The following is a 24,853-nucleotide window of genomic DNA, read 5'->3' on the forward strand; positions in this document are numbered from 1 at the left end:
TCCCTTCCTCTCCCCAAAAGGTGCTATTTGTGGTATGATTTACATAGTGCCGTTTGGCACTGCTTACTAAAGCTTATACAAGGAGTGATAGATTATGACAACTGCAAAGGAATTGCAAAAGAATTTGACATGGGAATTCTCCCATATCGCTAAGAAGAACACTGCTGCCAAGGAAGCAGCGTTTGCATACTGCGAAGGCTACAAGGAATTTTTGAATACAGCAAAAACAGAGCGTGAATTTACCGCTAAGGCTGTAGAAAAGCTGGCTGCTGCAGGCTATGTTCCCTTCGAAGAAGGCAAGGCATATAAACCCGGCGACAAGGTTTATTTCGTAAACCGCGGCAAATCTATGGCTATGTCCACCTTCGGCACCGCACCGTTGGAGGCAGGCGTGCGCCTGAACGCTGCGCATATCGATTCTCCGCGTCTGGATTTAAAACCGAACCCGGTATACGAAAACCATGAGATGGCCTACTTCAAAACGCATTATTACGGCGGTATCCGCAAATACCAATGGGTGACCGTGCCTCTGGCAATGCATGGCGTTATCATCAAAAAGAACGGCGAGCTGGTGAAGGTCTGCGTGGGCGAAAATGCCGGTGACCCCGTATTCTGCGTAACCGATTTGCTGCCGCATCTTGGCGCTAAACAGAACGAGCGCAAGCTGAGCGAAGGCATTAAGGGCGAGGAGCTGAACATTGTTATCGGCAGCCTGCCTTTTGTTGACGAAAGCGAAGAGGAAGGTGTAAAAGATGCCGTTAAGCTGAACGCACTGGCTTTGCTCAACGAAATGTACGGTATTACCGAGCATGATTTTATGCGTGCGGAAATTGAATTTGTTCCCGCAACCAAGGCACAGGATGTAGGCCTGGACCGCAGCCTGATCGGTGCCTACGGCCAGGATGATAAGGTTTGCGCTTATACCGCACTGACTGCGGAAATTGATACCAAAGCACCGTACTACACCACTGTTACGGTTTTGGCAGATAAAGAAGAAATCGGTTCCTACGGCAACACCGGCCTGAATTCCGATTTCGTGCTGCACTATCTGGAGGATCTGGCAGCAACTCAGGGTGCCAACATCCGCAAGCTGCTGCGCAATACCACCGCACTTTCCTCCGATGTTAACGGTGCCTACGATCCGAGCTTTGCTTCCGTATATGAAGAGCGCAACAGCTGCTTCGTGAACAAAGGTCCTGTACTGACCAAATATACCGGTGCGCGCGGCAAATCCGGCTCCAATGATGCCAGCGCTGAAACGATGGCCAAGGTTATCAGCATTATGGATGAGGCTGATGTTTTCTGGCAAATCGGCGAGCTGGGCGCTGTAGACGAAGGCGGCGGCGGTACCGTTGCATTGTATGTTGCTTCTATGGATATGGACGTAGTCGATCTTGGTGTGCCTATTCTGTGCATGCATTCTCCGTTCGAGCTGAGCTCTAAGCTGGATGTTTATTACACCTATAAAGCATTCGCTGCTTTCCTGGAGAGCGACAAATGAATACAGCAGCTGTAACAGCTTTGCTTGCAGGCAAGGAGCCTGTGCGCGCACTTGTTCTGGCTTCTGAGAAAGAAGTGGCAGAACTGGCTGATTTGGGACTTCCTGTAAATACTGTTGACAGCAGCTTATCGATGCAGCATCTGGCAAGCGCAAAATTTGCTGCCGAGCGCATGCTTGGCAAGGCCGGCAGGCTGCAGGTAATGACAGTTACGCGCGAGGAGCCGCAGGCTACGGAAGCGGAGCGGGCGCTGATTTATGCGATGCTTGTGCGTTGCCGTAAGGTTATCAGCTGCCGTGACAAGCTGGAGGATATGCTGAAATTTGACGACCGTGAGGGCTGGAATGAATATAAGGCTGCTTATGAAAATAAGGTGCTGGATATTTTTAAGGCTACCTGGAGGGAGAAGGATGTTTATCCCTATAACATTATTGACAACATCAAAGAGTACAACAAAAATGAAAGCTATATTTTAAAGCAGCTTTACTGGCATCTGGCAGAGCGTACTCCGGGCATAATTAATGACGGTGACGCCAGGATGATTAACGAGCTGCGGCAGATGTTCAGCGACATCAGCATCAGTCTGCTGGCACCGGATACGGTGCTTGTGGGTGATGTGGCGCAGGATGCGCAGCTTGCTGCGTTAGCGGAAATGTTTGCTGGTAAAGCCGAAATTATCAGGCTGTAAAGTTAAGCCGTCCGGCGGGATGCTCCTGTCGGGCGGTTTTTGCGTTTTGTCACAGATTTTTCCTTGCATATTAAACTTGCTTATAGTAGACTATAATATGTAGAACTAGGCAAGGCCGCTAAGTTTCTTGAGAAGAAGCACAAGATATATAAGTAAGGACGGTGACTGTAAGATGGCTGATATCGTAGAAAGTCTGGCAGGAAACAAAATGCTGATGCTGAAGCAGGATATAGCTTTTTTGCGCAAGCGTCTGGCGGAATGTGCTGATGAGGATGCTAAAAAGGCTATCCGCAGGGAATTAATGGAGAAGGAAACCTATTATAATATTTTAGCAGACCGCCAGCGGGTGAATTTCTGAGCCGGAAGCAGTGCCGGCTTTTTCTTATAAGGTCGGGCGAAATATGCCTGTGGCAAAATTTTCCGGATTTTTATTAAGTCTTGAAAAGAGCCTGTGTTTGATGATAAAATATTTGTTACGGAAAAATTTTTCCGACTTCGCATATGCAGGAGGGTTATTTTGGAAAAACTAATTGTGAAGGGCGGAAACCGCCTCGTTGGTGCAGTTAAAACCAGCGGTGCGAAAAACGCTGTACTGCCGATTATTGCAGCTTCTATCCTGGGAACTACCCCAAGTCATCTTGATGAAGTTCCGATGCTGGAAGATGTGCATACTATAAGTGAAGTTTTAAAATGTCTGGGACTGGCTGTAGAATGCAGTCCGGAAAAGAATGTGCTGGATATCGACAGCACTGAGATAACCTCGTATGAAGCACCGTATGAGCTGGTGCGTACCATGCGTGCCTCCTTTCTGGTAATGGGACCTCTGCTGGCGCGTATCGGTAAAGCGCGTATTTCCATGCCCGGCGGTTGCGCTATCGGTGCCCGTCCGATTGATATTCATCTCAAGGGCTTTGAGGCTCTGGGTGTAAAAATCGAACAGGGTCATGGCTATATTGAAGCAAGTGCTCCCGAGGGACTGAAGGGTACCAGCATTTATTTTGATTTTCCGAGCGTAGGTGCTACCGAAAATATTATGATGGCAGCTTCTCTTGCTGAGGGTACTACTATTTTGGAAAATGCTGCCGAGGAACCGGAGATTGTAGATTTGGCCAACTATCTGAATAAGATGGGTGCCAAAATCCGCGGTGCCGGTACCGATACTATTCGCATTGAGGGTGTAGAGAAGCTGCATGGCGCAGACTATACCATTATTCCGGACCGTATTGAGGCAGGCACTTATATGATTGCTGCTGCCATGACCGGCGGTGATATTGTTGTGGAAAATGTTCTGCCGGAGCACCAGAAGCCGCTGATTGCCAAGCTGCGTGAGGCAGGTGCCGTGGTTGAGGAGGATATTGATAAGGTACGTGTTATCGGCAAGAATCCGCTGAAGGCCGTATCTATCAAAACTCTGCCTTATCCAGGCTTCCCGACTGATATGCAGGCTCAGATGATGGCGATGATGGTTATTGCCGAGGGGCGCAGCAAGGTTACGGAAACTGTTTTTGAGAATCGTTTCATGCATGTGGTTGAGCTGAACCGCATGGGTGCGCAGATTTCTACCGAAGGCCGCAGTGCCGTTATCGACGGTCCCTGCAAGCTGACAGGCTGTGATGTGCGTGCAACCGATTTGCGTGCCGGTGCAGCTATGATTCTGGCAGGCCTTGTGGCCGAAGGTACGACACGTATCGGCGATTTGCACCATATTGACCGTGGCTATGAGAACATTGTTGCTAAGCTGAAAAATCTGGGTGCAGATATTGAACGCGTAGATGTAGATTAAGGAGATATGACTAATGTTTAAAAGTATGGATATCGGTATTGATTTGGGTACCGCTAACATTCTTGTTTATGTCAAGGGCAAGGGCGTTGTCCTGAAGGAGCCTTCTGTTGTGGCTATTGATAAGGTACGCAACAAGGTATTGGCTGTGGGCGATGATGCCAGAGAAATGCTGGGACGTGCTCCCGGCAGTATCGTTGCTATCCGTCCGCTGAAGGAAGGCGTTATTGCGAACTATACCGTAACGCAGAAGCTGCTTGCTTACGTTATTGAGAAGGTTGCGGGCAAGAGCCTGTTTTTCAAACCGCGTGTTATGACCTGTGTTCCTATCGGCATTACTTCAGTAGAAAAGCGTGCTGTTATGGAGGCTACTACCCAGGGCGGTGCTTCCAAAACCTATCTGATTGAGGAACCGCTGGCAGCGGCTCTTGGTGCCGGTATTGATATTTCCGTACCGCGCGGCAATATGGTTGTTGATATAGGCGGCGGTACTACCGATATCGCTGTGCTGAGCCTTGGCGGTATTGTTGTTGATTCTTCTATCCGTATCGGCGGCGACCATTTTGATGAGGCTATTGTGCGTCATGTGAAGAAGGTACATAATGTGCTTATCGGTGAGCGCACGGCTGAAGAAATCAAAATGAATGTTGCTACTGTTATTGCCGACGGACGCAATGAGTCTATTACTGTACGCGGCCGTGATATGGTTACCGGCCTGCCGACTACCTTTAGCGTAAGCTCCGAGGATTGCCGTGTGGCATTGGAGGATGCTGTTGCTTCTCTGATTGCTACTGTGCGCGGTGTTCTGGAAAAATGCCCGCCGGAGCTGGCTGCTGATATTGTTGATAACGGTATTTATCTGACCGGCGGCGGCGCGCTGCTTGACGGCCTGGCTGAGATTATGCAGCGTGAAACCGGTATTACTACGCATATTGCCGATGATCCGCTGGAGTGTGTTGCTCTTGGCACCGGCAAGGCGCTGGAGAATCTGGATAAGCTGCATCCTGGCACTGTTTATACTGCGTCTAATCTGGCTGATTGATGTTTGGGTATTGATTGTTGATTATTGATTTTGGGGAGGAGCTGCCTTTGGCAGCTCCTTTTGTGTAGATGTGAAGAAGAAGGGCGTATGGTGTCGCAATTAATATATTGCAACCCTTCCGTCTGCTCGCAAAAGCTCGCAGCAACCTCCCCTTTCAGGGGAGATATAAAGTGCTTGTCAAATGCTGACTGTCGCAAGTTCGTCGAACTTTTATATGCTCCCTGAAAGGGAGCTGGCATCGCCGAAGGCGATGACTGAGGGTTGTGTTGCGATATATTAATTGCTCGTTAGAGCGTTCTGCTAACTTTCTTGCCTGCCCCTTTGGGGAAGGTGCCGAGCGTAGCGAGGCGGAAGGGGGCGTATACACACGACGCTCTAATACACTTTTCTTCCTTCTACCTTCGTTTTTCTCTTAAGAGGTCCTAGATATGAATTTCAAAAAACTTATATGTTCTGTTTTTATGCTGGCTGCGCTGTGTGCCGCTCCGCTTGCGGCGAGCGCCGCTCCCGTCACAGCGGTGCGCAGCAGCGTTAGTCCTGCTCGTGTACGTCTGGTGTTCGACAGCAGGGAGCCTGTTAAATATACTGCCGAAAAAAACGGCTTGCAGCTGGTGGTTACGTTGCCTGAGGGTACGGCGCTGACGCAGAAGCCTGTCTTTAAACAGGATGCGGTGATTAAAAGCATCACTGTTCCTGCCAAAAAGAAGAAAAAGGCACAGGTGGTTATAGATTTAACTAAGGATTGCCAGTATAAGCTTTATCCGCTGAAGAATCCTGACCGTCTGGTGCTGGATATTTACCGCATTCCTATCAGCAAAACAACGATGCAGCTTTCCGGCGGCGTTACCTATACCTATGCGCAGGAGGAGCTAAACGGCAGACCGCTGGTAAGCTATCTGGTGAGCGTTGCGCCTTCGGCGCGCCTGGAGCTGAGGCCGTTTTCTGCCGCAGGTATGTATAACGGACGCGGCAGCCTGGCTAAGCAGGCGGCGGAAAGAGGTCTTGTGGCTGCCATCAATGCGTCGTATTTTGATACCGACGGCTGGGTTATCGGCAACGTTAAGGATAAGGGCAATTTTGTCGCTATGGATGCTACGCCGCGCAGCGGTTATGTAGTGCAGGGCAACGAGCAGAAGATTGTGCGCGACATTGCTTACACCGGCAGCGTAACACTTCCTGACGGCAGAGCGCTGCAGCTGAAGGGCATGAACCGTGCGCGCATTGCCAATGATTTGGTGCTGTTTAATTCCTATTACGCTACGTCGACCAAAACGAATCAGTACGGGCGTGAGGTGAAAATCAAAAACGGTCGCGTTGTTGCTGTTTCCACAGCAGGCAATATGTCTTTGGAGCCGGGTTGCGTAGTGCTTTCCGGTCATGGCACAAATGCGGCTGCTCTGGCAGGCCTGCGCCTGGGCGACCATGTAATACTCACGCAGAGCCTTGGCAGCAGCATTGCGGATGCGGCAACGACTGTTGTCAGCGGCGGTCCACTGCTGGTAGAAAACGGCAGGGTGAATGTGCGTACTGCGGAGGAGCAGATGGCTCCCGATATTGCGCGTGGCAGAGCACCGCGTACTGCAATCGGACTGAAGCAGGACGGCACGCTTTTAATGCTTGTTGTTGACGGCAGAAGCAGTGCTTCCGCAGGCATGACACTTGCGGAGCTGGCGCAGTATTTTGTGAAGCTGGGTGCGGTGAGCGCTGTCAATTATGATGGCGGAGGCAGCAGCGAAATGGTCATCAACGGCAAAATCGTCAACAAGCCTTCGGACGGGCGCGAGCGTTTGGTGAGCATCGGTCTGGGATTGTTCATCAAATAAGCTGGTTGTATAGGCAAAATAAAAAACAAGGGGCGGTCACGCGTTAGCTGTGACAGCTCCTTGTTTTGTTGTTGCGGGTTATAGCTTAATCCTCGGTGATGATAACGCCGGTGCCTATGCCGCCGTTATCACTGCAGACAAGCTCCTTAAGGCTTTGGATATCCGCATTGCGCAGGCGGATACAGCCTTCGGAGGCCATGGTGCCGATAGAGGCGGGGTCATGCGTACCATGAATGCCGATGCCGATCCAGCCGGTGTCCAGCGAAAGGAACCAGGGGCCGTAGGCACCTTCGATTACGCCCTTGCCGTCACTGAAATCGTGCGTCCAGTAATGCGCCGGGCAAATCTCTTCGATGCGGAAGGGAACCTGCGCCGAAGGCACGCCTACTGCCGCACCTGTGTAGTAGGAGGGAATAGCTGCTGCACTGCCCCAGGAGGTGGGGGTGCGGTTGTCGCCGGTGTACTGCTTGTCACCGGGATTTTTGGCAACAGCGATAGGATAGCTGCAGACTGCTTGCTCTACGCCCTGCTGATAGACGTCAAGGCGGTAGCTTTGCTTATGGATGCAGATGAGATATCTGGCGTTGCCGAACAGCGCGGACGCAGGCGCCGCAGCTGCCAAGCTGCAGCTTAGCAGCAGGCAGACGCTAAATATTAAGCCTAAAAGTTTTTTGAGCATTGGTGATACTTCCTTAATGCTTATTTAGCAGGCCACGCGTACAAAATCTGCACTTACATAGCCAACCTCACCTTGAGCGTTAATAGCCTTCCACCATTGGCGTCCCTCGGCTTCGAATGCGCCTTTTAACGGTGCTATTTCTTCGCCGGACATCAGCGAATCAATTACATTGCTGTCCGTGGAGGGGGCGGTGCGGAAGTTTACATAGTCGCCGGTTAAAACCAGTTTTACGCCGGGAGCCCAATAGCTTTCCATGTTTTCAAATTTGCTGTAGAGGTTGGATATTCTTTGATTGGAGTATTGCAAACTTTCGGCAGACATGTTGTCTCCGTATTGAGCATAGCTTTTGCTGGCAGGGATAGAGTGTGCATTTTCGGTGCGGAGCTCATCGTAGGTACTGATAAAGGCATTGATATATTTTTTGTTGTCATAAATAGTAGTCAGCCAGTAATCACCGTCACCGGAATCGGCTTCGCCCTTGGCGCTGAAGCTTACTGTGGCGCCGTTACTGTTTTGCTGCACATCATACATCTGCAAGGCGGCAAAGGCAATAGCTTTGGCCTCCATATCGCTTATGTAGATGCCCTTGCGGCTGAAGCAGGGAGCAACATATTCCTCGGCATATTTTTCGGTCATGGTATGCTTCACATCAAAGCGGGTATTTTTCAGCAGAAAGGCTTCTGTTCTGCCGCAGCGGGAGTCAATATCAGTAGGGAGCCTGCTTGCGGATGTATTATATACTGCCGCCTCCATAACAGATGTGCCGGTGAAGAGCATTGCTGCTGCCAGTGCTCCGATAGCAAAATTTTTGATTTTCATAACAACATCTCCTTTCCAGATGTGGAAATTCTAATCTTTGATGCTTATATTATAGCCAAAAAAACGCTTTTGCACCCTACCCCAAAGGGTGATTTCGGGTAGGATAGGCAAAAAAAGCGTAAAAAATTATGTGCCGGTAATTTTTTAACTGCAGATGATTTTCATAATGTTTTATTTAAGAGCGGTTTACAGTCTGTTCACTTGTCAAAATATTGCTGAGGCTGTATAATTTATGTTAGAGAAATATATCTGAAATGAGGTGAGTCACATGGGTAAAAAGTTAATAGTGATTTTGACTATTGCCGCTTTAGGCATCTTTACACTTGCTGCCGTTGGCTGTGCTGCTGTGACTGACCAGCGCGCCGCTGTCAGCGGTATTGTAGTTGCCGATGGACTGGCACAGGAGGGCACCCAGGTTAAGCAGGGTGACATTCTGGTAAAGGTAAAATCTATAGCTGGCGGCAGTATTGCTGCTGCGCGTGCTACAACTGCAGGTAAGGTTAGCCAGGTACTGGTTAAACCGGGTGATAAGATTGAGGCACAGCAGGTTGTAGCTAAGGTTAGTGAATAACGGTAAAGAAAACCGGCGAGCTTCTTAGCCGCCGGTTTTTGTAGTATTATAGAGCAAAATACCGGAAGCGGACCGGTAAATATTTTATTTTTAGGAGCGAGTATGAGAGTATTTTTATTAGCATTATTGTTTTGCTGCCAGCTGCTGACGGCAGCTGCCGCCAATGTTCCTCTGATGCCGGTGCGTGACCTGCGCGCAGGTATGCAGGGCATAGGCAAAACCGTTATCAGCGGTGATACTATTGAAACCTTCAATGTAGAAATTTTAGGTGTCAACGGCAGTGAAGCTATGGGATATAATATTTTTGTGCGCCTTTACGGCGATTTGATTGAAAAGACAGGCGGTGTTGCTCAGGGCATGAGTGGCAGTCCTGTTTATGTAGACGGCAGACTTGTCGGTGCTGTGGCCTTCGGCAAGACCTTCAACGACCCGCATTACTGCTTCCTGACACCGATCGGCAAAATGCTGCCGCTGCTGGACGAACCGAGAGAGCTACCGGCAGACTGGATTCCTAAGGGAACGGCGCTGATGGCAGGCGGTTTTACAGAATACGGCATGGAATATCTGCAGGAGAAGCTGCAGCCCTTCGGCCTGACTGCTGTCAACAGCGGCGGCACGGGCGCTTCCAGCGATAAGCCGTTGGAGCCCGGCAGCAGTGTCGGTGTTGCTCTGATGCAGGGTGATATGACTCTTGGCGCTCTCGGCACTGTTACCTGGACCGATGACAGCGGTAAGATTCTGGCCTTCGGACATCCCTTTATGCAGCGTGGCAGCAGCAATTTCTTTATGAATAAGGTGTGGGTGCTGGGCGTAGTTCCTAACCTGCAGAGCAGCTATAAGGTAGGCAATCTGGGCGAGGCTATCGGCAGCATTACACAGGACCGTGCCAGTGGTATCGGCGGCGTAGTCGGCAAGCAGCCTGCTTCTATTCCGATGTTTGTTACGGTCAACGACAGCAGCCGCGGACAGGCCAACAGCATGCGTATGCGTCTGATTGACGACGAGCAACTGGTGCCTTCGATGGTAGATGCGGCAGTAGTCAATACTGTGAGCAAGACTGTGGACCGCAACGGCGGCGGTACGGCCAAGCTGCATTTTACCATTACCGGCGTGGACAGCAAGAAGGAAATGCTGACGATTGACCGCGAAAATATGTATTATTCCAATGACGCGCTGCTGAAGAACCTGGATGCGGAGCTGACGGAGGCTGTAACGATTCTGATGCAGAACAAATTCGAGCCTGTTCAGATTTACGGCATTAACGTAGAGGCAGAGGTCAGCAATGCAGTGCAGGTGGCGGAAATTCTTAACGTGCGCACCAAGAACGCCAAGGTTAAGCCTGGTGATAAGGTAGCTGTTGATGTCACTATGAAGCCTTACCGTGGCGAAGAATTTACCAAGACGGTTTATTTCAAGGTGCCTAAGGATCATCCGGGCGGCAAGCTGGCGCTGAACGTGCGTGGCGGCAGTAGCATGGCATGGGCTATCGAATTGCTGCGCAAGCAGCAGTCCGAGGGTGTTCCCGCTGCCAAGAAAAAGGAAACACGCCACAAGCTCAGCGATTATATCAAGAGCGTGAATACGGCCGACAAGAATAATGAGCTGATTATTGATGTAGCGATGGGACAAATGCAGCCGCCGAATCCGGAGGCTGCGGCTAACGATGCCGGCCTTGCGGGTATGCTGCAGGGCTCTCCGTTCAAGCAGAAGTATCCCTTTGATTTTATTATTGACGGCGAGAGCGAAATCGTGCTTACTGTTGACAAGTAAATCTACAGAGTGATATTTTCTTTCGCTTAACAAAATTTTTCCCGTTACTGTATCGGTATGGCTGTTTTGTGTCATACATTCGCCATAATTTGGCGGTATAATAATTATGTAAAAAAAGCTGAAGATAAGGATGTAAAGATGCTGAAATCTCTCTGTGAAGCAATGGGCAACAGAATATTGGACTTCTGTGCCGCCAGCGGCAGGCTGATGCTGCTGCTGTTGGCAACGCTGCGACATCTGAAGGATGCCAACGCTAAGGAGGTTGTGCGTCAGATGGCACTGTTGGGAGCGGATTCGCTGCCGATTGTAATGATGACGATTCTCTGTACCGGTATGGTATTTTCCGTACAGACGGCCAAGGAGTTCGTGCGTCTGGGTGCGTCCTCTTCCGTAGGCGGCATTGTAGCTATCGCTATGGCGCGTGAGCTGGTGCCGGTGCTGACAGGCGTTGTTGTTGCCGGCCGTATAGGCGCGGCGATTGCGGCGGAGCTTGGCACGATGAAGGTTACCGAGCAGATTGACGCGCTGCGTGTTATGGCTGCCAATCCAGTGAGCTATCTGGTGGTGCCGCGCTTTATTGCGCTGGTGCTGATGATGCCAGTGCTGGTTGTTTTTGCCAACTTTATCGGTAATATCGGCGGCTGGGTTGTGGCGCATTATTACGCCGGCATCGGCAGCTTTACTTATGAAAATTCTATCAGGACACTGGCAGAGTTCTATGACGTATTTGGCGGCATGGTCAAAAGCTGTGTCTTTGGTGCGATAATTGCTATCGTGGGCTGCTATAAGGGCCTGAACGCGCCGAACGGCGCTGAGGGCGTTGGTCTGGCGACCACTGCCTCGGTAGTGCTTTCGATTATTCTGGTGTTTATCACCAACTATTTTCTTTCTATCGTTTTGTATGTGTAAGGAGCCGGAAATATGTCCAACAAAGCAATGATTCAGCTCCGACAACTTAAAATGGCCTTCGGCAGCAAGGTAATTCTTGATAATCTTGATTTGGATGTACGTCAGGGTGAAACGCTGGCGGTTATCGGTCCTTCCGGTACCGGTAAGAGTACCATCATCAAGCTGCTGACAGGACTGCTGGCACCTACTTCCGGCAGTATTGTTATCGACGGTCAGGAGGTAAGCGCCTTCACAGAGGATGAATGGGATGGCCTACGCCAGCATATGGGCGTAGTTTTTCAGTATTCCGCTTTGTTCGATTTTTTGAGCGTAGGCGAGAATGTAGCCTTTGGCCTGCGGCGGCACTTTAAGCTGCCGGAGGAGAAAATACAGGAGCGCGTCGGCAAGCTGCTGGAGATGGTAGGCATGCCGAATACGCAGCACATGCTGCCGGCAGAGCTTTCCGGCGGTATGAAAAAGCGCGTCGGTTTGGCGCGGGCGCTGGCTATGCAGCCGCAGATGGTTTTTTATGACGAGCCCACCTCAGGTCTGGACCCGGTAATGACGATGACCATCAGCAGGCTAATACGCAAAACTCAGCAGACGCTGGGAGTAACATCGGTTTTGGTAACACACGATATGGAATCGGCCTATTACGCCGCAGACCGTATCGCTATGCTATATAATGGACGCATTGTGCAGATAGGCACGGTTGCGGAGATAAAAAACAGCACTAATCCTATCGTTAAAGCATTTATTAACGGTACTGAATTGAAAGAGGAGGAGAAGGATGAGCAGCAGTGAGGTTAAGGTAGGTGCCTTTGCATTAGGCGGCGCAGTGGTGCTGGCCGGCATTATTACCTTTATGGGTGCTTTCAGCTTTGGCAAAAAAGGCTATGAGCTGCGCATTAACTATCCTCAGGTAAGCGGACTGATGCCTGGGCATGTTGTGCGCTATGCAGGCGTGCAGGTAGGCACGGTTAAAAAAATTAATGTGGCACACGATAAGGTAGAGGTTATCACAGAAATCAACGATGATATCAAAATACCGCAGGGAGCAACCTTTACGATTTCTTCCGACGGTATTATGGGCGAAAAATTTGTCAGTGTCATTCCTCCTGCTAAGCAGGGTAATGGCTATGTAGCTGAAGGCAGCACGATTAACGGTGTTCCAGGCGGCGGTATGGATGAGTTTTTTGCTTCCTCCGGTGATTTGGTGAAGCGTATGGAAAATATAGCCAATGCCTTTGAAAATGTTTTTGGCGACAAGGAAGTACAGCAGGCCATGAAATCCGGCTTTAAGAATATGAATGACATCGCCGAGAACATGAATACCTTCACGAAGGTCATGGCTGATGTGGCAGTAGCCAACCAGCAGGATATTACTTCGATGATTCATCAGATTAATGAGCTGAGCCAACGTATGAACGGCACGGCGGCACATATCGAAAGCATTATGGCCGGTGTGGACAATAACGGCAAGACAGGCCAGAATGTGGCTGCGATTGCTCAAAATATGGCGGACACCAGCCAGCGTATGGAAAATATTGTCGAGGTGCTGGAAACTGTAGCCAAGGATCCGGTAACACAGAAATCGCTGAAGGAAACGCTGGTCAACGTCAAGGAAACGAGCGAGCGTGCCAACAGAATTTTGGGAACCATCACCGAGGCGAAGGTTTCGACTGACGCCGGCTTTGCCGCCAAGGGCGGTGACTGGCGCGGCAGCTTGGGCGTAACGCTGCATCCTGCGGATGATACCTTCCTTTATATGGGCGGTTATGACATCGGCAATGCCAATAAATTCGATTTTCTCGTAGGCCGTCAGTATGGCAACGCTGCTTTCAGTATGGGTGCCATGCAGGGTGACTTCGGCGTCGGCGCCAGCTATGATTTAGGCAGGGATTTCAGATTGTATTCCCAATTATACGATTTTGATGATCTCAAGGTGCGTCTGGGCGGCGAATTCCGTTTGCATGATAACCTGTCGCTTTACGGCGAAACCATGGATGTGCGCGGTAATAAAGCTAATACTTATATGGGTGTGCGTACTTATTTCTAAAAAATATTTGACAAACAGCCCTAAATAAATATATAATTTTACTACTGACTGATTAGTCAGTTTTAGAAAATGGAGGTTTTTCGGATGAATAGAAATAAATTAACAAAACGTTTCTTGCTTTTATCTGCAGCGCTGACCATGGCACTGGGCCAAAGTGCTTTTGCCGGCGAAACCGTTGCTTTAAATCTGGACGACGCTATGCTGCGTGCTTTCCAGACCAACCCGACTGTAAGCATTGCCCAATACGAGCTTGACAGTGCGCGTGCCAGCTACAACGCTGCCCGCCAGAGCCGCGGTATCAGCATTAGCGCTAATCATACTACTCAGCGCGGCGGTTATGATGATCTTCATCAAGATATTACCGGTCTTTGGACTAAGGGTATCGGCAATAACCATGCCAACAGCCTGAGCGCTTCTCTGCCTATTTTTACCGGCGGTAAATTAAGCGGTACTATTAAGCAGGCAAAGGCTAACTATCAATACAATGAGGTTGGCGTACAGCGCACCTATAACGAAATGCGTTCTACCGTTACCGACGGTTATTTTAATATGTTGCAGGCAGATAATATCCAAAAGCTCAGTGCGGAATCCGTTACCCGCCTGGAGGACCATCTGAAAAATGTTCAGGCACAATATAACGTTGGCGTGGTAGCCAAGGTTGACGTGCTGCGCTCTCAGGTGGAGCTGGCCAATGCTAAACAGACACTGATTCAGGCAGAAAATGCCTATCAGGTTGCTGAAGCGAACATGAACAAAATCGTCGGTCTGCCGATGGATACTACTCTGAAGCTCGATAATCTGCTGGTTTATAATGCTTATGATAAAAACATGGATGACTGCCTGGCTTATGCTGCCGAGCACCGTCCTGAGCTGATGCAGGCTAAATATGGCGTGGATGCTGCCAAGGGTGCTTTGATGGTTGCCCGCAGCGGTCATATGCCGCAGGTTGCTGCCAGCGCTACTCAGCAATGGAGTGACAGCAGTTGGCCCGGTGATGACAACGGCAAATGGGGTGTCGGCGTAAATGTCAGCATGAATGTGTTCGATACCGGCGTAACTCTGTCCAAGATTCACGGCGCCGAGGCTGATTTGAAAAAGGCTGAGGAAACCTACCGCAATACCGTGGACTCTGTAAATCTGGATGTCCGCAGCAATTATCTGGGACTGCGCGAAGCAGAAAAACGCATCAGCACCACTAAGCTGGCTGTAGAGCAGGCTGATGAGGATTACCGTATCGCTCAGCTGCGTTATATGTCCGGCGTTGGCACCAATACTGACGTACTTGATGCTCAGGTTGCTCTGACTCAGGCTAAGACCAACTATACTAAGGCGCTGTATGATTACAATACCTCCAAGACAGCACTGGAAACCTCTATCGGCGTGCCGATGAGCAATCCTGCTACTGCCGTAAAGGTGCAGGCTGCCAAAACTGCCGAAGCAGCAAAAACAACTGAAGAAGCTGCCAAATAATTAAGGCTTAATTTAATATTTGATGATACAAGTAAGCTGGTGAGGCGTAGGCCAAGCCAGCTTTTTGTATGTGCAAATTCTCCAAAAGCTGCTGCTAAAGAATTTTCTTCTCAATAAGAGGATGTTTTCTGATGATGTCGAATAAATAAAAGTCGGAGTATATAAAAAAACAGTCTTGTCATATTTTTGTCATAGAATTTTGTTAAACTATTGAATGGTGAAGTGTCATGAAAAAATATCTACAATTTGTTGGAGCATTAATCATACTGCTTGCGGCAGGCTATATCTTTTTAGTTCATACGGTGATGCCTAAATACATTAAGCAGGCGATACCGCAAATGCAGCAGCTGGCAGCGGAATACATCAACGGCAGTGTTTCTATCGGCGGCCTGAAATGGGAAGGCGGCCTGACAGCCGAGCTGACGGATGTTGTCGTAAAGGATGCCAAGGGTGAGAAGGTGGCCGAGCTGCCGCGTACTGTGCTTACGCTGCGCCCATGGCTGGCAATGCAGAAGCCTGAGCGTGCGCTGAGCAGGATTGATGTGATGCGCCCGAAAATATATCTCACAATGAATGACAAAAATAAATGGAATATGCAGAATCTGCTGAAGCCGTCGGATTCTGAGGAAACGCCTTTTTACGGTACGCTGGCGGTAGACAAGGGCGAGCTGGTGGTAACTATGCCGCAGGGCAAGTGGCAGTTTGGCGTGGAAGGCAATATCAACGGCGGTGCCAATCCTGATTTTGCCGTGGATTTGTCTGTGACAAGCGGTGCCGATAAGCTGAAGCTGACCGGCACGATGACTACCAAGGGCGAAGGCCGCATGAAGCTGACCGGCGATAAGCTGGCGCTGGCACCCTATGCTGCTTTGGCTAAGCAATATGGTAATGTCGATGAGCTGCAGGGCGGCTTAGGCAAGCTCGCTCTGATTTATGTGAATAAGAACGGCAAGCAGCGCTTTAGCGGTGAAGTGAAGCTGGCAGCACTCAGCGGTAAGCTGAGCCTGGCAGGCGAGCAGCACAGTCTGCAGCTTGACGGCTTGGTACGCGCGGATGAAAATCTGGTGAGCGTCAGCAGTCTTGACGCTCTGGTTGACGGGCAGAAGCTGCACCTGGAGGGTGAAGCCGATTTGCGCAACACCGATTCTCCTTCAGGCTTTGGCGTGCTGAGCAGTGATGCCTTGGCCTATAAAGGATATAAGGCAGAAAAGCTGCGTGTGCCGTTTGATGTATCTAAGGACGTTGTGCAGCTGCATGATGTGAGTGCGCAATACGGCGGCGGTACGATTACCGCTAACGGTACGTATGACCTTAAGGAGCAGGTGCTGACGGCAGACGCACAGCTGCAGCAGGTTACGCAGAGTTTGCCCGGCAAACAGCAGGAGCAGGTGCATATTAACGGCAAGCTTGCTGTTCTGGCCAAGCTGGTGCAGGATAAGCTTACGCTGCACGCTGCTGCCGATACAATGGATATCAGCTGGCGCAGCCTGAAGCTTAACCGATTGGCCTTTGACGGCAGCTATGACAGTAAGGGCTTAGTTATTGATGATCTCAGCTTTTTTGCCGACGGCGGCGGTACCTTGGCTGCCAAAGGACGTGTTGCCAAGGATGGTGCTTTAGCTGTGCATGGACGTATGGCAGATTTCCCGATTGATTCCGTGCTGGCTGCGGCTGGTCAGGATGGACGCGGACTGTGCTCCACCGGCTTTGATGTTGGCGGCACGCTTGATGCTCCGGAGTTTTCCGGTATGGTACAGCTGACGCAGGCTGAATTTATGTCGCAGAAGCTTAACGAAGCACATGGCATTATCAGCATGAAGGATAATATCCTGGGCTTTAAGGAGTTTGCCGCGCATATGGATCAGGGACAGCATATTCTTAATGGTACGATTAATCTGCAGGGCACAGAGCCTGTGGCGGACCTTACGCTGACAACGAAGAACGTGCGCATTGAGCCGCTGATGGTGCTTGTGGGCAAGCCCGATATAGTTACCGGTAATCTTGATAATGTGATGCAGGTAAAAGGCAGCCTCAGCCATCCTTATATTCATGGCGAGGTGCATGCTGCCGATGGCAGTGCCGCCAAGCAGCTGTTTAATAATATCAGCGGTCATTATGCTTATGAGGACGGTCTGCTGAGATTGCAGGATTTTGTAGTCAATGCCTTTTACGGCAGCCTGACCTTGGATGGCACTATAACGGCAGACCAAAGACTGAACTTTGTTATGGATGCCAAGAATGTTGATCTGGAGCATTTGCCGATAAGTGATGATACAGTCGATTTGGGCGGCAAGGTTAATGCTAAGGGACATTTGAGCGGTACCCTCACAGCTCCCTTCTTTGACGGCGAAGTCAGCAGTGAAAAGATAACTGTCAATGGTGAAGCTTTAACGGAGCTGGAAGGAACGCTTGCCAGCAACGGACGTGATAAGAATAAGCTGAATGCTTCTTTTAAGCAGCCTTATCGTGACGACCCTGTCAATTACGGCTTATACAGTGCAGACCTCAATCTCAACCTTGTGCAGCATTATATTGAGGGCAAGGTGGAAAATATTTGGGGTGATATCGGCGGCCTGCTGCGCATGGCGCGCCTGGATTACGATATCAACGGCCTGATGCAGGGACAACTGCTGTTCAGCTACAACGGCCGTGGTGAAGGCGTAAAGATTACAGCTGCAGCCGATAATGTAAAAATTCATGATCTTAATTATGCCCACATGCGTTTTGAAGGACGCGTGGATAAGGGCGGCGTGCTACATTTTGACAATGTCAGACTGCAGGAGCAGGACGGCGTAAGCGATAGAGGAATTATCGCTGTCGGCGGTTCGATTGATATTAAGCAAAAGCTGTTGGATGTAGAGGCTGCCGCAGTGAAGGCTAACCCGGCGATTGTAACTGCAGTCATGAAGAATCCGCCGGAAATCAAGGGTGAAACGGATATGCTGGTGCAGGTGCATGGCAGCTTTGACAATCCTCAGGGAACAGCTTCGCTGGAAATTACCAACGGTTCTGTTGCCGGCGTAAGTGTGGACGACATGACTGCAATGCTGGCTCTGGCTGACGACAACATTAAGCTGCAGCAGCTGATTGCCACGAAGGATGCTTACGGAGTCAGCGCGGCAGGTGATATTCCGCTTGATTTGTTCCGTGATAAGAATCAGCGTCATAACCCTGATGCGCAGATGAATATTGTTATGGATCTGGATAAGGCACGTTTGGGAATCCTGCCGGCGCTTACCAAAATGGTTGAATGGGGCGTAGGAGATACGCAGGGAAAAATCCGTCTGGCCGGTACGTTGGAGGAGCCGCTGCTTTTCGGTTCTGTTAAAATAGCCGGCGGCAGTGTTAAGGCTAAATATATCAACACAGTCTTTGATGATATTAATCTGGATGTGGTGTTTAACGGCAATACCGTACAGCTGAAGAATCTTTCTGCTAAATTAGGCAAGGGTACGCTCAGTGCCGAAGGCAGCTATGCACTGCATACCGATGCTGATACAGCCTACAGTCTGCATATCAAGGCAGATAAGGTACAGCTGGTCTCCAAGATTTTCACCGGTACGATTACGAGTGATGTAACCTTGCAGCCGGAGCAATATCCGGATATGAAAAAACGTAAGGGCAATACTGCACCGCCGATGGCCTTCCGCCCGCGTATCAGCGGCAGTCTGCGTTTGGATGATGTGCTGATTAACATGCCGACGGTACCCGAGCTGGGTGAGGGCGACAGCAACATAGGCCTCGATATGAAGCTGGTACTGGGCCCGAAGGTACATCTGTACAACAGCTATCTGTATGATATCTGGTTGAAGGGCGGCATTGATATCAAGGGCAGCACAGTCTTCCCGATGATTGACGGCACGATTAAGGCCGATAAGGGTACAGTCAAATATCTGCGTACAGACTTTAAGCTGAATCAGGCAGGTCTGGTATGGGTTGATCCCGGCAGCTTTCTGCCGAACGTAAATCTGGACAGCACAGCGCGCTTCAGCCGTTATAATATCTTTATGAAGATTAACGGCCCCGTAAGCGAAATGGATTTGCAGCTGACAAGTGATCCGCCGCTGACACAAAATACGATTGTGCGTATGCTGACGCTGCAGCGCGAAAGTGCAGGCAGTAACGAGGTTACCGGTGATGATATGGCAAATCTGATGACTGTCGGCCTGCAGATGACAGTGCTGGGTGACGTGGAGATGTTTGTCAAACAGACATTGGGACTTGACCAGTTCCGTATCTACACCGGCAAAACACGCTCCGGTATTGGCTTTGAAAGCTCTTATGACCGGAATAAAGAGTTGACGGCAGATGACAAAAACCAGTATAATGTTTTAGTAAGCAAATATCTTAATAATAATTTTATGATTGGTTATACAACAAGCTTTGATGCTGTTGACAGAAGCATTTTCGGACAGTACGATATCAGTAAGCACATGAATATCACTTATTCACGCAGCTACGATATGTCGAAGAATCCGAAGGACTGGTATGGCTTGGAATATAAGATTTCGTTCTAAGCAAAGAATATTTTACGAGAGGAGGTGAACAGATGCTGCAAGGATATCTGGAAGAGCTGCGCAAGACTTCGCTGCTGGAGCCGGAAGAAGAGCTGGAGCTTTGGCGGCGTGACGCTGCCGGTGACGAAGCAGCGCATCAGCGCCTGATGACAGCTTACCAGCCGTTGGTTTTCAAAATTGCGTCGAGCTTCAGGCTGCCTGAGGCCGATACAATGGAGCTGATTCAGGAAGGCATGGTGGGACTGCTGGAAGCGGCGGAAAGCTATGATTATAAGCGTCAGGTAGCCTTCAGCCTGTTTGCCTCATACCGTATCAGAGGAAGCATGGTAGATTATCTGCGGCACAGCACGGATAAGGGCATGCTTTATCTTGACAGTGAGCTGTCCAAGGGCTTTACCTTAAGTGATGCTCTGCCGTCGGAGCTGGCATCTCCCAGCGAGGTGACGGAACAGCATCTGCTCTGCGAAAAGGTGGCGCAGGCGATGGACCGCCTGCCGCTGAAGGAGCAGCAGGTGCTGCAGGGAATGTACTTGGAGGACAGGCCGGCGCAGGCAGTTGCCGATGCTATTGATGTAAGCCTCGGTCATGTTTACCGTCTGCAGAAGCAGGGTGTGCGCCGTATCCGCGGCATGCTTTCCCGCTTTATACATGAATTTAATAAGGAATAGTATTTAGGCTGATAAATAACGAAAAAAAGCGAAAACGCAAGTTAGCTTTACTAAATCTGTTGTAATCATCTGAAATGACTTGTGAAAACTCAAGGCAGCAGACGATTATATAAGACATAGTTATTAAAAACAATTATGCACAGAAAGGGGTAAAAGCATGACGCAGTCAAGCCGTACATTGTTTCAACGCATCCGCTGTATAAAGAGCAGTCTGGATAAGGCGGAGCAAAGCTTTATGGATAATAAGGATATACGGGGCGAGCTTGATTTGATGCTGGCGGAGGCTGAGCTGAAAAATCTGCGTCGGAAGAAGGACCGCCCCTGGAGCTGGAACCGGCAGGTTCTGGCAGGATGTGCAGCTGTTTTGCTGATAGTTGCCGGTTTTGGCGGCTGGTGCTTTGCCAGAAACCATTACCGTGTGAAGGCGCAGGCTGCGTTGCCGCCGCCTGTGGCAGCACCTGTGGTCAAGCCGGAGCAGAAAATACCGGTGCAGGCTGTGGTGCCCAAGACTGCAGCTATACAGAAACAGCAAGCTAAGGATACACCGGTACAGGAGAAACAAGGCACTCCCGACCGTGTTACTATATCTAAAGCCGATATGCACAAATTAGTGCAGTCAGCGCGAGTTGAGTTGAGTAACTCTAAATGAAATATGAGGAGGAATATCAATTGAAGAAACAAAAATTATGGCGGCCTCTGACAGTAGGCCTGACAGCAATGATGCTGGCCGCACCTGTCTATGCCCAAGAAATTCAGACACCTGCTATGGGTGCTGATACCTCTGTAACGCAGACTGCACCGTCATCACATCAGGAGGAAAACAAGCTGGCTCCTTACATTGGCAAGACCATTACCAAGCAGATTATTGAGGGTAATGTTACTGTGCCTGAGGCTGAAATTGCCGCTGCTTTGAAAACCAAACCCGGCATGCAGTTTACCGAAGCAGGCCTGAGCGAGGATTTGAGCGCTATTTATGATTTGGGCTGGTTCTATGACCTGCGTCCGGAATTCAAGACGGTACCTGAAGGCGTACAGGTAATTTACCATGTTATGGAAAACCCTGTATACCAAAAAACAGATGTTGAGGGCAACACTGTATTGAACAAGCAAAGAGTTGCAAGCTTTTTTGACCTGGAGCAGGGCAAAATTGCCAACCTGAAGGATATTAATAAATGCGTACAGAAGCTGGAAGAGGAATACCGTTCCAACGGCTACATCCTGGCGCGTGTTACCGACGTGCATATGGAAAAGGATGGTACTCTGAAGGTTGCTGTCAACGAAGGTATTGTTGAAGGCTTCAAGGTTAAGGGCAACGTAAAAACCAAGGATTATGTTGTTACCCGTGAAATGAAGCTGAAAAAAGGTGAGCCGTTCAATGCCAAGGCTGCCCGCCGCAGTATGCAGCGCGTATATAACCTGGGCTATTTTGAAGACGTTAACATTAAGCTGAATCCGGGCCGTGAGCCTAACGGTGTTGAAGTAGAAATTTCCGTAGTTGAAATGAACACCGGTACCTTCGGTATCGGCGCAGGCTACAGCAATGCCGACGGCTTTGTAGGCATGGTTTCCATCGGCGATAAGAACTTCCGTGGTATTGGTGACAAGATTAACCTGCGCTGGGAGTTCGGCGGCGAGGATAACAAGAACTATGACTTCAGCTATACCCGCCCCTGGCTGGATGACAAGGAAACCAGTGCTACCATTAACCTTTACGATATCACCAACGAATACGCCGATTACAATATCGACGGTGACGAAATTGCCCGCTATGACAAAAAGCGTCGCGGTCAGGAAATTACCTTCAGCCGCAGAACCCATAATGAATTTGTCAGCAACTACATTACGATTAAAAACCGTGATGATATCTACAAGGGCGAAGCTGACGGCTACGAAGGCGACTCTAACCAGTATTACGAGAATAAATTCTTCGAGAAAAATGACAAAGGTGAAATTATCAACAAAAGTGATAAATATGAATCTTGGATGCCTGAAACTGCCGCTGAGCGCCGTAAGGAAAACTTTGGTGTTACCCGCAGTATTACCTTCGGCCGCGTATATGATTCCCGCGACAATATCTATGATCCGCATGAAGGCAAGCGCATCGGCTACAGCGTAGAATGGGCCGGCGGCATGGGCGGTGACTTTGACTTCACCAAATGGACCGCTGACTGGCGCTACTACTTCCGTGCAGGCGGCGAAAGCGTTTGGGCATTGAATTTGGGCGCAGGCTATGCAAGCGGCGATATGCCGTTGTCTCAACGCTTCACCATGGGCGGCAGTGACACCCTGCGTGGCTATGAGGATGACCAGTTCCGCGGCAACAGCATGCTGAAGGCAACTCTGGAATACCGCTTCCCGATTGTCAAGAAGGTTCAGGGCGTACTCTTTACCGATAACGGTTATGCATGGGATAAACGACATGAGGATGAATTTGATATGGGCCTGCTCAAGAACAGCTACGGCGTTGGCCTGCGTATCAACTCTCCGCTGGGACCGGTAAAACTGGACTATGGCTACGGCGAAGATGGTGGCAAGTTCCACTTTAGCTTTGGTGGACAGTTCTGATTTTGCGGAGAATATTTAGGCTATGAAGCTGAATAAGATTCTGTTCTGTGCTGCAATGACAAGCATCTTGCCATTGCAGCATGCTTTTTCTGCACCGGTTAACAGTGTAGAAGTACAAGTTATAGATACTAACGGCGGCACCAGCCAACTGCTGCTGCAAAAGATGAGCGGCAGCATGCAGGTGGTGGCGGACCAGCTGTTTATTGATAAGGATACGGCGATGATTACCGCGGCCGGGGAGGACTATGCCCGCCTGCTGACGGAAATCGGCGACAGGGTATTCACCGGCTACGAGCTTACTGATGTTAAGCTGGATGTAGGCGAAAATACACAGGTGAAGCTGTATGCACGTCCCTGGAACAAGGTTATCGAAAAACCGTTTATCGATTTGCAGTTTTCCGGAGTAGAGCCGCAGACGGCGGCGCTGCTGGAGCGGCGTATTCCTGCGCTGCATGCTCAGCTGGAGCAGGCCATCAGCGGTGCATCGGTGGATGCGGGTGACTGGGCCGGCGGCGTACTGCGCAAGCTGGTACGCAGCGAGGTGCAGGCACAGCTGCCGGAATTTAAGCCGGCGGTGGATGTGTTGCAGGAAAACGGACGCACGGTAGTGCAGGTCGTTATCTATCCCGTAGGACAACTGGTGCGTAATATCCGCTATGAATTACGCAGTGAGGCTATTCCCAATGTGCTTTTGATGAAGCTGAAGTATAAATATGCCGGCGAATGCGACAAGCTGCGCGGTTTGCCTGTTGCTTATGTGCAAAGGCACCGTCAGGAGCTGGAGCAGCAGCTTTTAGAAAAGCTCATGACTGAGCTGGAGGTAAAAAATTATCAGCTGCGCCCGGAGATTAAAATTACTCCCGGTGCTGATCTCGGCGTAAATATTATGATTGAATCGGATGATTATAAAATCTGGTTTGAGGGCTATGGCGACATCGGCCGTGATAAGGAAAATCTTTCCGGCAAGGCGCATCTTGGTAAAATGATTTCGCCGCACGATGAGATTTTCGGTGAGGCGGAGGTTATCCTGAATAACGTACAATGGCGTTTCGGCACAGGATATACGCATTATTGGGGCAAGAGCGGCTGGAGCTACGTACGGCGGATACCGATAGGCGACAATAATTATCGTCTGGAGTACAGCCTGAGTCCTAAATGGCGTTTGCGTGTCGAGCATTTTTCCGGTGATAACCGTAATGAATTTGCGGTGCGCTACCGCATTCATGAATTCCTTAGCGCGGAATATGTTTACGGCGGTAAGGATTTTTACCTGCGTCTGATAGGAAATCTCTAGCAATTCTTGAAAGAATTAGCGCAGGCTGATATAATAAGATATATTATTGCAACAGACAGTACAAAAACGGATGACGGCAGCTTGCTGCTGTTTTCTGCTGTTGTAGCTTCTGAATTTTTGTATGAGGAAAAGAAGGTAGGGATTTAGATTATGATGCAGAAATTGCGTAACCCTAAAAATGTAAAGCTGATCTCCTTGTTTGTAGCAGCGATTTTCGTACTGGGCTGCTTTGCGCTTTCCGTAACGCAGAGCGGTGTAGGCAAGAGTGCTTTTGCCGCTTCCAGCGAATCCGCTATCGGTGTAGTTAACTATCAGATGCTGGTAGCACAAAGCCCGGATCTGAACGACGTTAATACAGCCATGAACAAAGAAATCGAAGCTGCCCAAAAGGATTTCAATGAGAAAAGCAAAACCATGAATGAGGCAGAAAAGAGAAAGTATTATACTCAGACTCAGGAACGTCTGGCTAACAAACAAAAAGAGCTGATGGACCCTGTACTGAAGAAGATTGAAGCCAGCATCAAAAAGATTGCTGACAAAAAAGGTCTGGCAGTTGTAGTAGATAAGAACACTGTTGTTTTCGGCGGTGTAGATATTACCGACGAGGTTGCCAAGGCTATGCAGGCAGGCAAATAACAGCTTCTGCAGCGCTGCTGCTCTGAAGTTGGCAGCTTGCCTTGTGTAATGGCAATTTAATCGCGGTATTTACGGATGGACAGCA

The 24,853-nt window shown here is 49.7% G+C and carries 21 protein-coding genes; 19 read left to right on the top strand and 2 right to left on the bottom strand.

Annotated features, from left to right (window positions below):
* Positions 1-94 precede the first annotated feature (94 nt).
* From HMPREF9443_RS02645 to HMPREF9443_RS02670, 6 genes are all read left to right on the top strand, one after another.
* Complete coding sequence (locus HMPREF9443_RS02645) at positions 95-1,501, top strand: aminopeptidase (protein WP_009144960.1); 1,407 nt, start codon at positions 95-97, stop codon at positions 1,499-1,501.
* On the top strand, positions 1,498-2,187 hold the full coding sequence (locus HMPREF9443_RS02650) for a hypothetical protein (RefSeq protein WP_009144961.1): 690 nt from the start codon (positions 1,498-1,500) through the stop codon (positions 2,185-2,187). Before HMPREF9443_RS02645 ends, HMPREF9443_RS02650 begins: the two co-directional genes overlap by 4 nt.
* A 172-nt stretch (positions 2,188-2,359) precedes the next feature.
* Positions 2,360-2,545 (top strand): hypothetical protein, encoded by a 186-nt coding sequence (locus HMPREF9443_RS02655; RefSeq protein ID WP_009144962.1) that lies wholly within the window; start codon positions 2,360-2,362, stop codon positions 2,543-2,545.
* Between the two features lie 159 nt (positions 2,546-2,704).
* A complete protein-coding gene (gene murA / locus HMPREF9443_RS02660) occupies positions 2,705-3,970 on the top strand; it encodes a UDP-N-acetylglucosamine 1-carboxyvinyltransferase (RefSeq protein ID WP_040564839.1) in 1,266 nt (421 codons plus the stop codon).
* A 13-nt stretch (positions 3,971-3,983) separates the two neighbouring features.
* Complete coding sequence (gene mreB / locus HMPREF9443_RS02665; protein ID WP_009144964.1) at positions 3,984-5,009, top strand: rod shape-determining protein; 1,026 nt, start codon at positions 3,984-3,986, stop codon at positions 5,007-5,009.
* 428 nt (positions 5,010-5,437) lie between these two features.
* Positions 5,438-6,832 carry a phosphodiester glycosidase family protein gene (locus HMPREF9443_RS02670; protein ID WP_009144965.1) on the top strand — a complete coding sequence of 465 codons (1,395 nt, stop codon included), beginning with the start codon at positions 5,438-5,440 and terminating at the stop codon, positions 6,830-6,832.
* 85 nt (positions 6,833-6,917) lie between these two features.
* Here HMPREF9443_RS02670 and HMPREF9443_RS02675 read toward each other — a convergent pair whose 3' ends face one another.
* Together HMPREF9443_RS02675 and HMPREF9443_RS02680 are read right to left on the bottom strand one after the other, a co-directional pair.
* Positions 6,918-7,511 carry a L,D-transpeptidase gene (locus tag HMPREF9443_RS02675; RefSeq protein ID WP_009144966.1) on the bottom strand — a complete coding sequence of 198 codons (594 nt, stop codon included), beginning with the start codon at positions 7,509-7,511 and terminating at the stop codon, positions 6,918-6,920.
* A gap of 24 nt (positions 7,512-7,535) precedes the next feature.
* Positions 7,536-8,330 (bottom strand): SH3 domain-containing protein, encoded by a 795-nt coding sequence (locus HMPREF9443_RS02680; protein WP_009144967.1) that lies wholly within the window; start codon positions 8,328-8,330, stop codon positions 7,536-7,538.
* Between the two features lie 268 nt (positions 8,331-8,598).
* On the opposite strand from HMPREF9443_RS02680, the gene HMPREF9443_RS02685 reads away from it, so the two are divergent.
* From HMPREF9443_RS02685 to HMPREF9443_RS02740, 13 genes are all read left to right on the top strand, one after another.
* Positions 8,599-8,901 carry a hypothetical protein gene (locus HMPREF9443_RS02685; protein ID WP_009144968.1) on the top strand — a complete coding sequence of 101 codons (303 nt, stop codon included), beginning with the start codon at positions 8,599-8,601 and terminating at the stop codon, positions 8,899-8,901.
* Positions 8,902-9,003: 102 nt separating this feature from the next.
* On the top strand, positions 9,004-10,671 hold the full coding sequence (locus HMPREF9443_RS02690) for a SpoIVB peptidase S55 domain-containing protein (RefSeq protein WP_009144969.1): 1,668 nt from the start codon (positions 9,004-9,006) through the stop codon (positions 10,669-10,671).
* Between the two features lie 138 nt (positions 10,672-10,809).
* The gene (locus HMPREF9443_RS02695; protein WP_040564841.1) at positions 10,810-11,580 is read left to right on the top strand and encodes an MlaE family ABC transporter permease; all 771 of its coding nucleotides are present in this window, start codon (positions 10,810-10,812) and stop codon (positions 11,578-11,580) included.
* Positions 11,581-11,607: 27 nt separating this feature from the next.
* Positions 11,608-12,363, top strand: a complete 756-nt coding sequence (locus HMPREF9443_RS02700) for an ABC transporter ATP-binding protein (RefSeq protein ID WP_040564874.1) — start codon at positions 11,608-11,610, stop codon at positions 12,361-12,363.
* On the top strand, positions 12,350-13,618 hold the full coding sequence (locus HMPREF9443_RS02705) for an MlaD family protein (RefSeq protein WP_009144972.1): 1,269 nt from the start codon (positions 12,350-12,352) through the stop codon (positions 13,616-13,618). The genes HMPREF9443_RS02700 and HMPREF9443_RS02705 overlap by 14 nt, the downstream gene beginning before the upstream one ends.
* Positions 13,619-13,702: 84 nt before the next feature.
* Positions 13,703-15,088: a TolC family protein gene (locus HMPREF9443_RS02710; RefSeq protein ID WP_187363681.1), complete on the top strand. Its 1,386-nt coding sequence runs from the start codon at positions 13,703-13,705 to the stop codon at positions 15,086-15,088.
* 305 nt (positions 15,089-15,393) lie between these two features.
* The gene (locus HMPREF9443_RS02715; protein WP_187363682.1) at positions 15,394-19,605 is read left to right on the top strand and encodes a translocation/assembly module TamB domain-containing protein; all 4,212 of its coding nucleotides are present in this window, start codon (positions 15,394-15,396) and stop codon (positions 19,603-19,605) included.
* 32 nt (positions 19,606-19,637) lie between these two features.
* Positions 19,638-20,273 carry a sigma-70 family RNA polymerase sigma factor gene (locus HMPREF9443_RS02720; RefSeq protein WP_009144975.1) on the top strand — a complete coding sequence of 212 codons (636 nt, stop codon included), beginning with the start codon at positions 19,638-19,640 and terminating at the stop codon, positions 20,271-20,273.
* Between the two features lie 235 nt (positions 20,274-20,508).
* Complete coding sequence (locus HMPREF9443_RS02725) at positions 20,509-20,922, top strand: hypothetical protein (protein ID WP_148495313.1); 414 nt, start codon at positions 20,509-20,511, stop codon at positions 20,920-20,922.
* 20 nt (positions 20,923-20,942) lie between these two features.
* Positions 20,943-22,838 carry a BamA/OMP85 family outer membrane protein gene (locus tag HMPREF9443_RS02730; RefSeq protein WP_230197136.1) on the top strand — a complete coding sequence of 632 codons (1,896 nt, stop codon included), beginning with the start codon at positions 20,943-20,945 and terminating at the stop codon, positions 22,836-22,838.
* 22 nt (positions 22,839-22,860) lie between these two features.
* Positions 22,861-24,132, top strand: coding sequence for a hypothetical protein (locus HMPREF9443_RS02735; protein ID WP_009144978.1), 1,272 nt, complete (start codon positions 22,861-22,863; stop codon positions 24,130-24,132).
* A 6-nt stretch (positions 24,133-24,138) separates the two neighbouring features.
* Positions 24,139-24,279 carry a hypothetical protein gene (locus tag HMPREF9443_RS10955; RefSeq protein WP_009144979.1) on the top strand — a complete coding sequence of 47 codons (141 nt, stop codon included), beginning with the start codon at positions 24,139-24,141 and terminating at the stop codon, positions 24,277-24,279.
* A gap of 3 nt (positions 24,280-24,282) precedes the next feature.
* Positions 24,283-24,768, top strand: coding sequence for an OmpH/Skp family outer membrane protein (locus HMPREF9443_RS02740; RefSeq protein WP_009144980.1), 486 nt, complete (start codon positions 24,283-24,285; stop codon positions 24,766-24,768).
* The last annotated feature ends 85 nt before the right edge of the window (positions 24,769-24,853 follow it).

This window comes from Phascolarctobacterium succinatutens YIT 12067 (assembly GCF_000188175.1).
GTDB classification, from domain to species: Bacteria; Bacillota; Negativicutes; order Acidaminococcales; family Acidaminococcaceae; genus Phascolarctobacterium_A; species Phascolarctobacterium_A succinatutens.

Coding starts and splice junctions, on each gene's coding strand:
- HMPREF9443_RS02645 (WP_009144960.1), top strand. CDS start 95: ATGACAACTGCAAAGGAATTGCAAAAGAATTTGACATGGGAATTCTCC.
- HMPREF9443_RS02650 (WP_009144961.1), top strand. CDS start 1,498: ATGAATACAGCAGCTGTAACAGCTTTGCTTGCAGGCAAGGAGCCTGTG.
- HMPREF9443_RS02655 (WP_009144962.1), top strand. CDS start 2,360: ATGGCTGATATCGTAGAAAGTCTGGCAGGAAACAAAATGCTGATGCTG.
- mreB (WP_009144964.1), top strand. CDS start 3,984: ATGTTTAAAAGTATGGATATCGGTATTGATTTGGGTACCGCTAACATT.
- HMPREF9443_RS02670 (WP_009144965.1), top strand. CDS start 5,438: ATGAATTTCAAAAAACTTATATGTTCTGTTTTTATGCTGGCTGCGCTG.
- HMPREF9443_RS02675 (WP_009144966.1), bottom strand. CDS start 7,511: ATGCTCAAAAAACTTTTAGGCTTAATATTTAGCGTCTGCCTGCTGCTA.
- HMPREF9443_RS02680 (WP_009144967.1), bottom strand. CDS start 8,330: ATGAAAATCAAAAATTTTGCTATCGGAGCACTGGCAGCAGCAATGCTC.
- HMPREF9443_RS02685 (WP_009144968.1), top strand. CDS start 8,599: ATGGGTAAAAAGTTAATAGTGATTTTGACTATTGCCGCTTTAGGCATC.
- HMPREF9443_RS02690 (WP_009144969.1), top strand. CDS start 9,004: ATGAGAGTATTTTTATTAGCATTATTGTTTTGCTGCCAGCTGCTGACG.
- HMPREF9443_RS02695 (WP_040564841.1), top strand. CDS start 10,810: ATGCTGAAATCTCTCTGTGAAGCAATGGGCAACAGAATATTGGACTTC.
- HMPREF9443_RS02700 (WP_040564874.1), top strand. CDS start 11,608: ATGATTCAGCTCCGACAACTTAAAATGGCCTTCGGCAGCAAGGTAATT.
- HMPREF9443_RS02705 (WP_009144972.1), top strand. CDS start 12,350: ATGAGCAGCAGTGAGGTTAAGGTAGGTGCCTTTGCATTAGGCGGCGCA.
- HMPREF9443_RS02710 (WP_187363681.1), top strand. CDS start 13,703: ATGAATAGAAATAAATTAACAAAACGTTTCTTGCTTTTATCTGCAGCG.
- HMPREF9443_RS02715 (WP_187363682.1), top strand. CDS start 15,394: ATGCCTAAATACATTAAGCAGGCGATACCGCAAATGCAGCAGCTGGCA.
- HMPREF9443_RS02720 (WP_009144975.1), top strand. CDS start 19,638: ATGCTGCAAGGATATCTGGAAGAGCTGCGCAAGACTTCGCTGCTGGAG.
- HMPREF9443_RS02725 (WP_148495313.1), top strand. CDS start 20,509: ATGGATAATAAGGATATACGGGGCGAGCTTGATTTGATGCTGGCGGAG.
- HMPREF9443_RS02735 (WP_009144978.1), top strand. CDS start 22,861: ATGAAGCTGAATAAGATTCTGTTCTGTGCTGCAATGACAAGCATCTTG.
- HMPREF9443_RS02740 (WP_009144980.1), top strand. CDS start 24,283: ATGATGCAGAAATTGCGTAACCCTAAAAATGTAAAGCTGATCTCCTTG.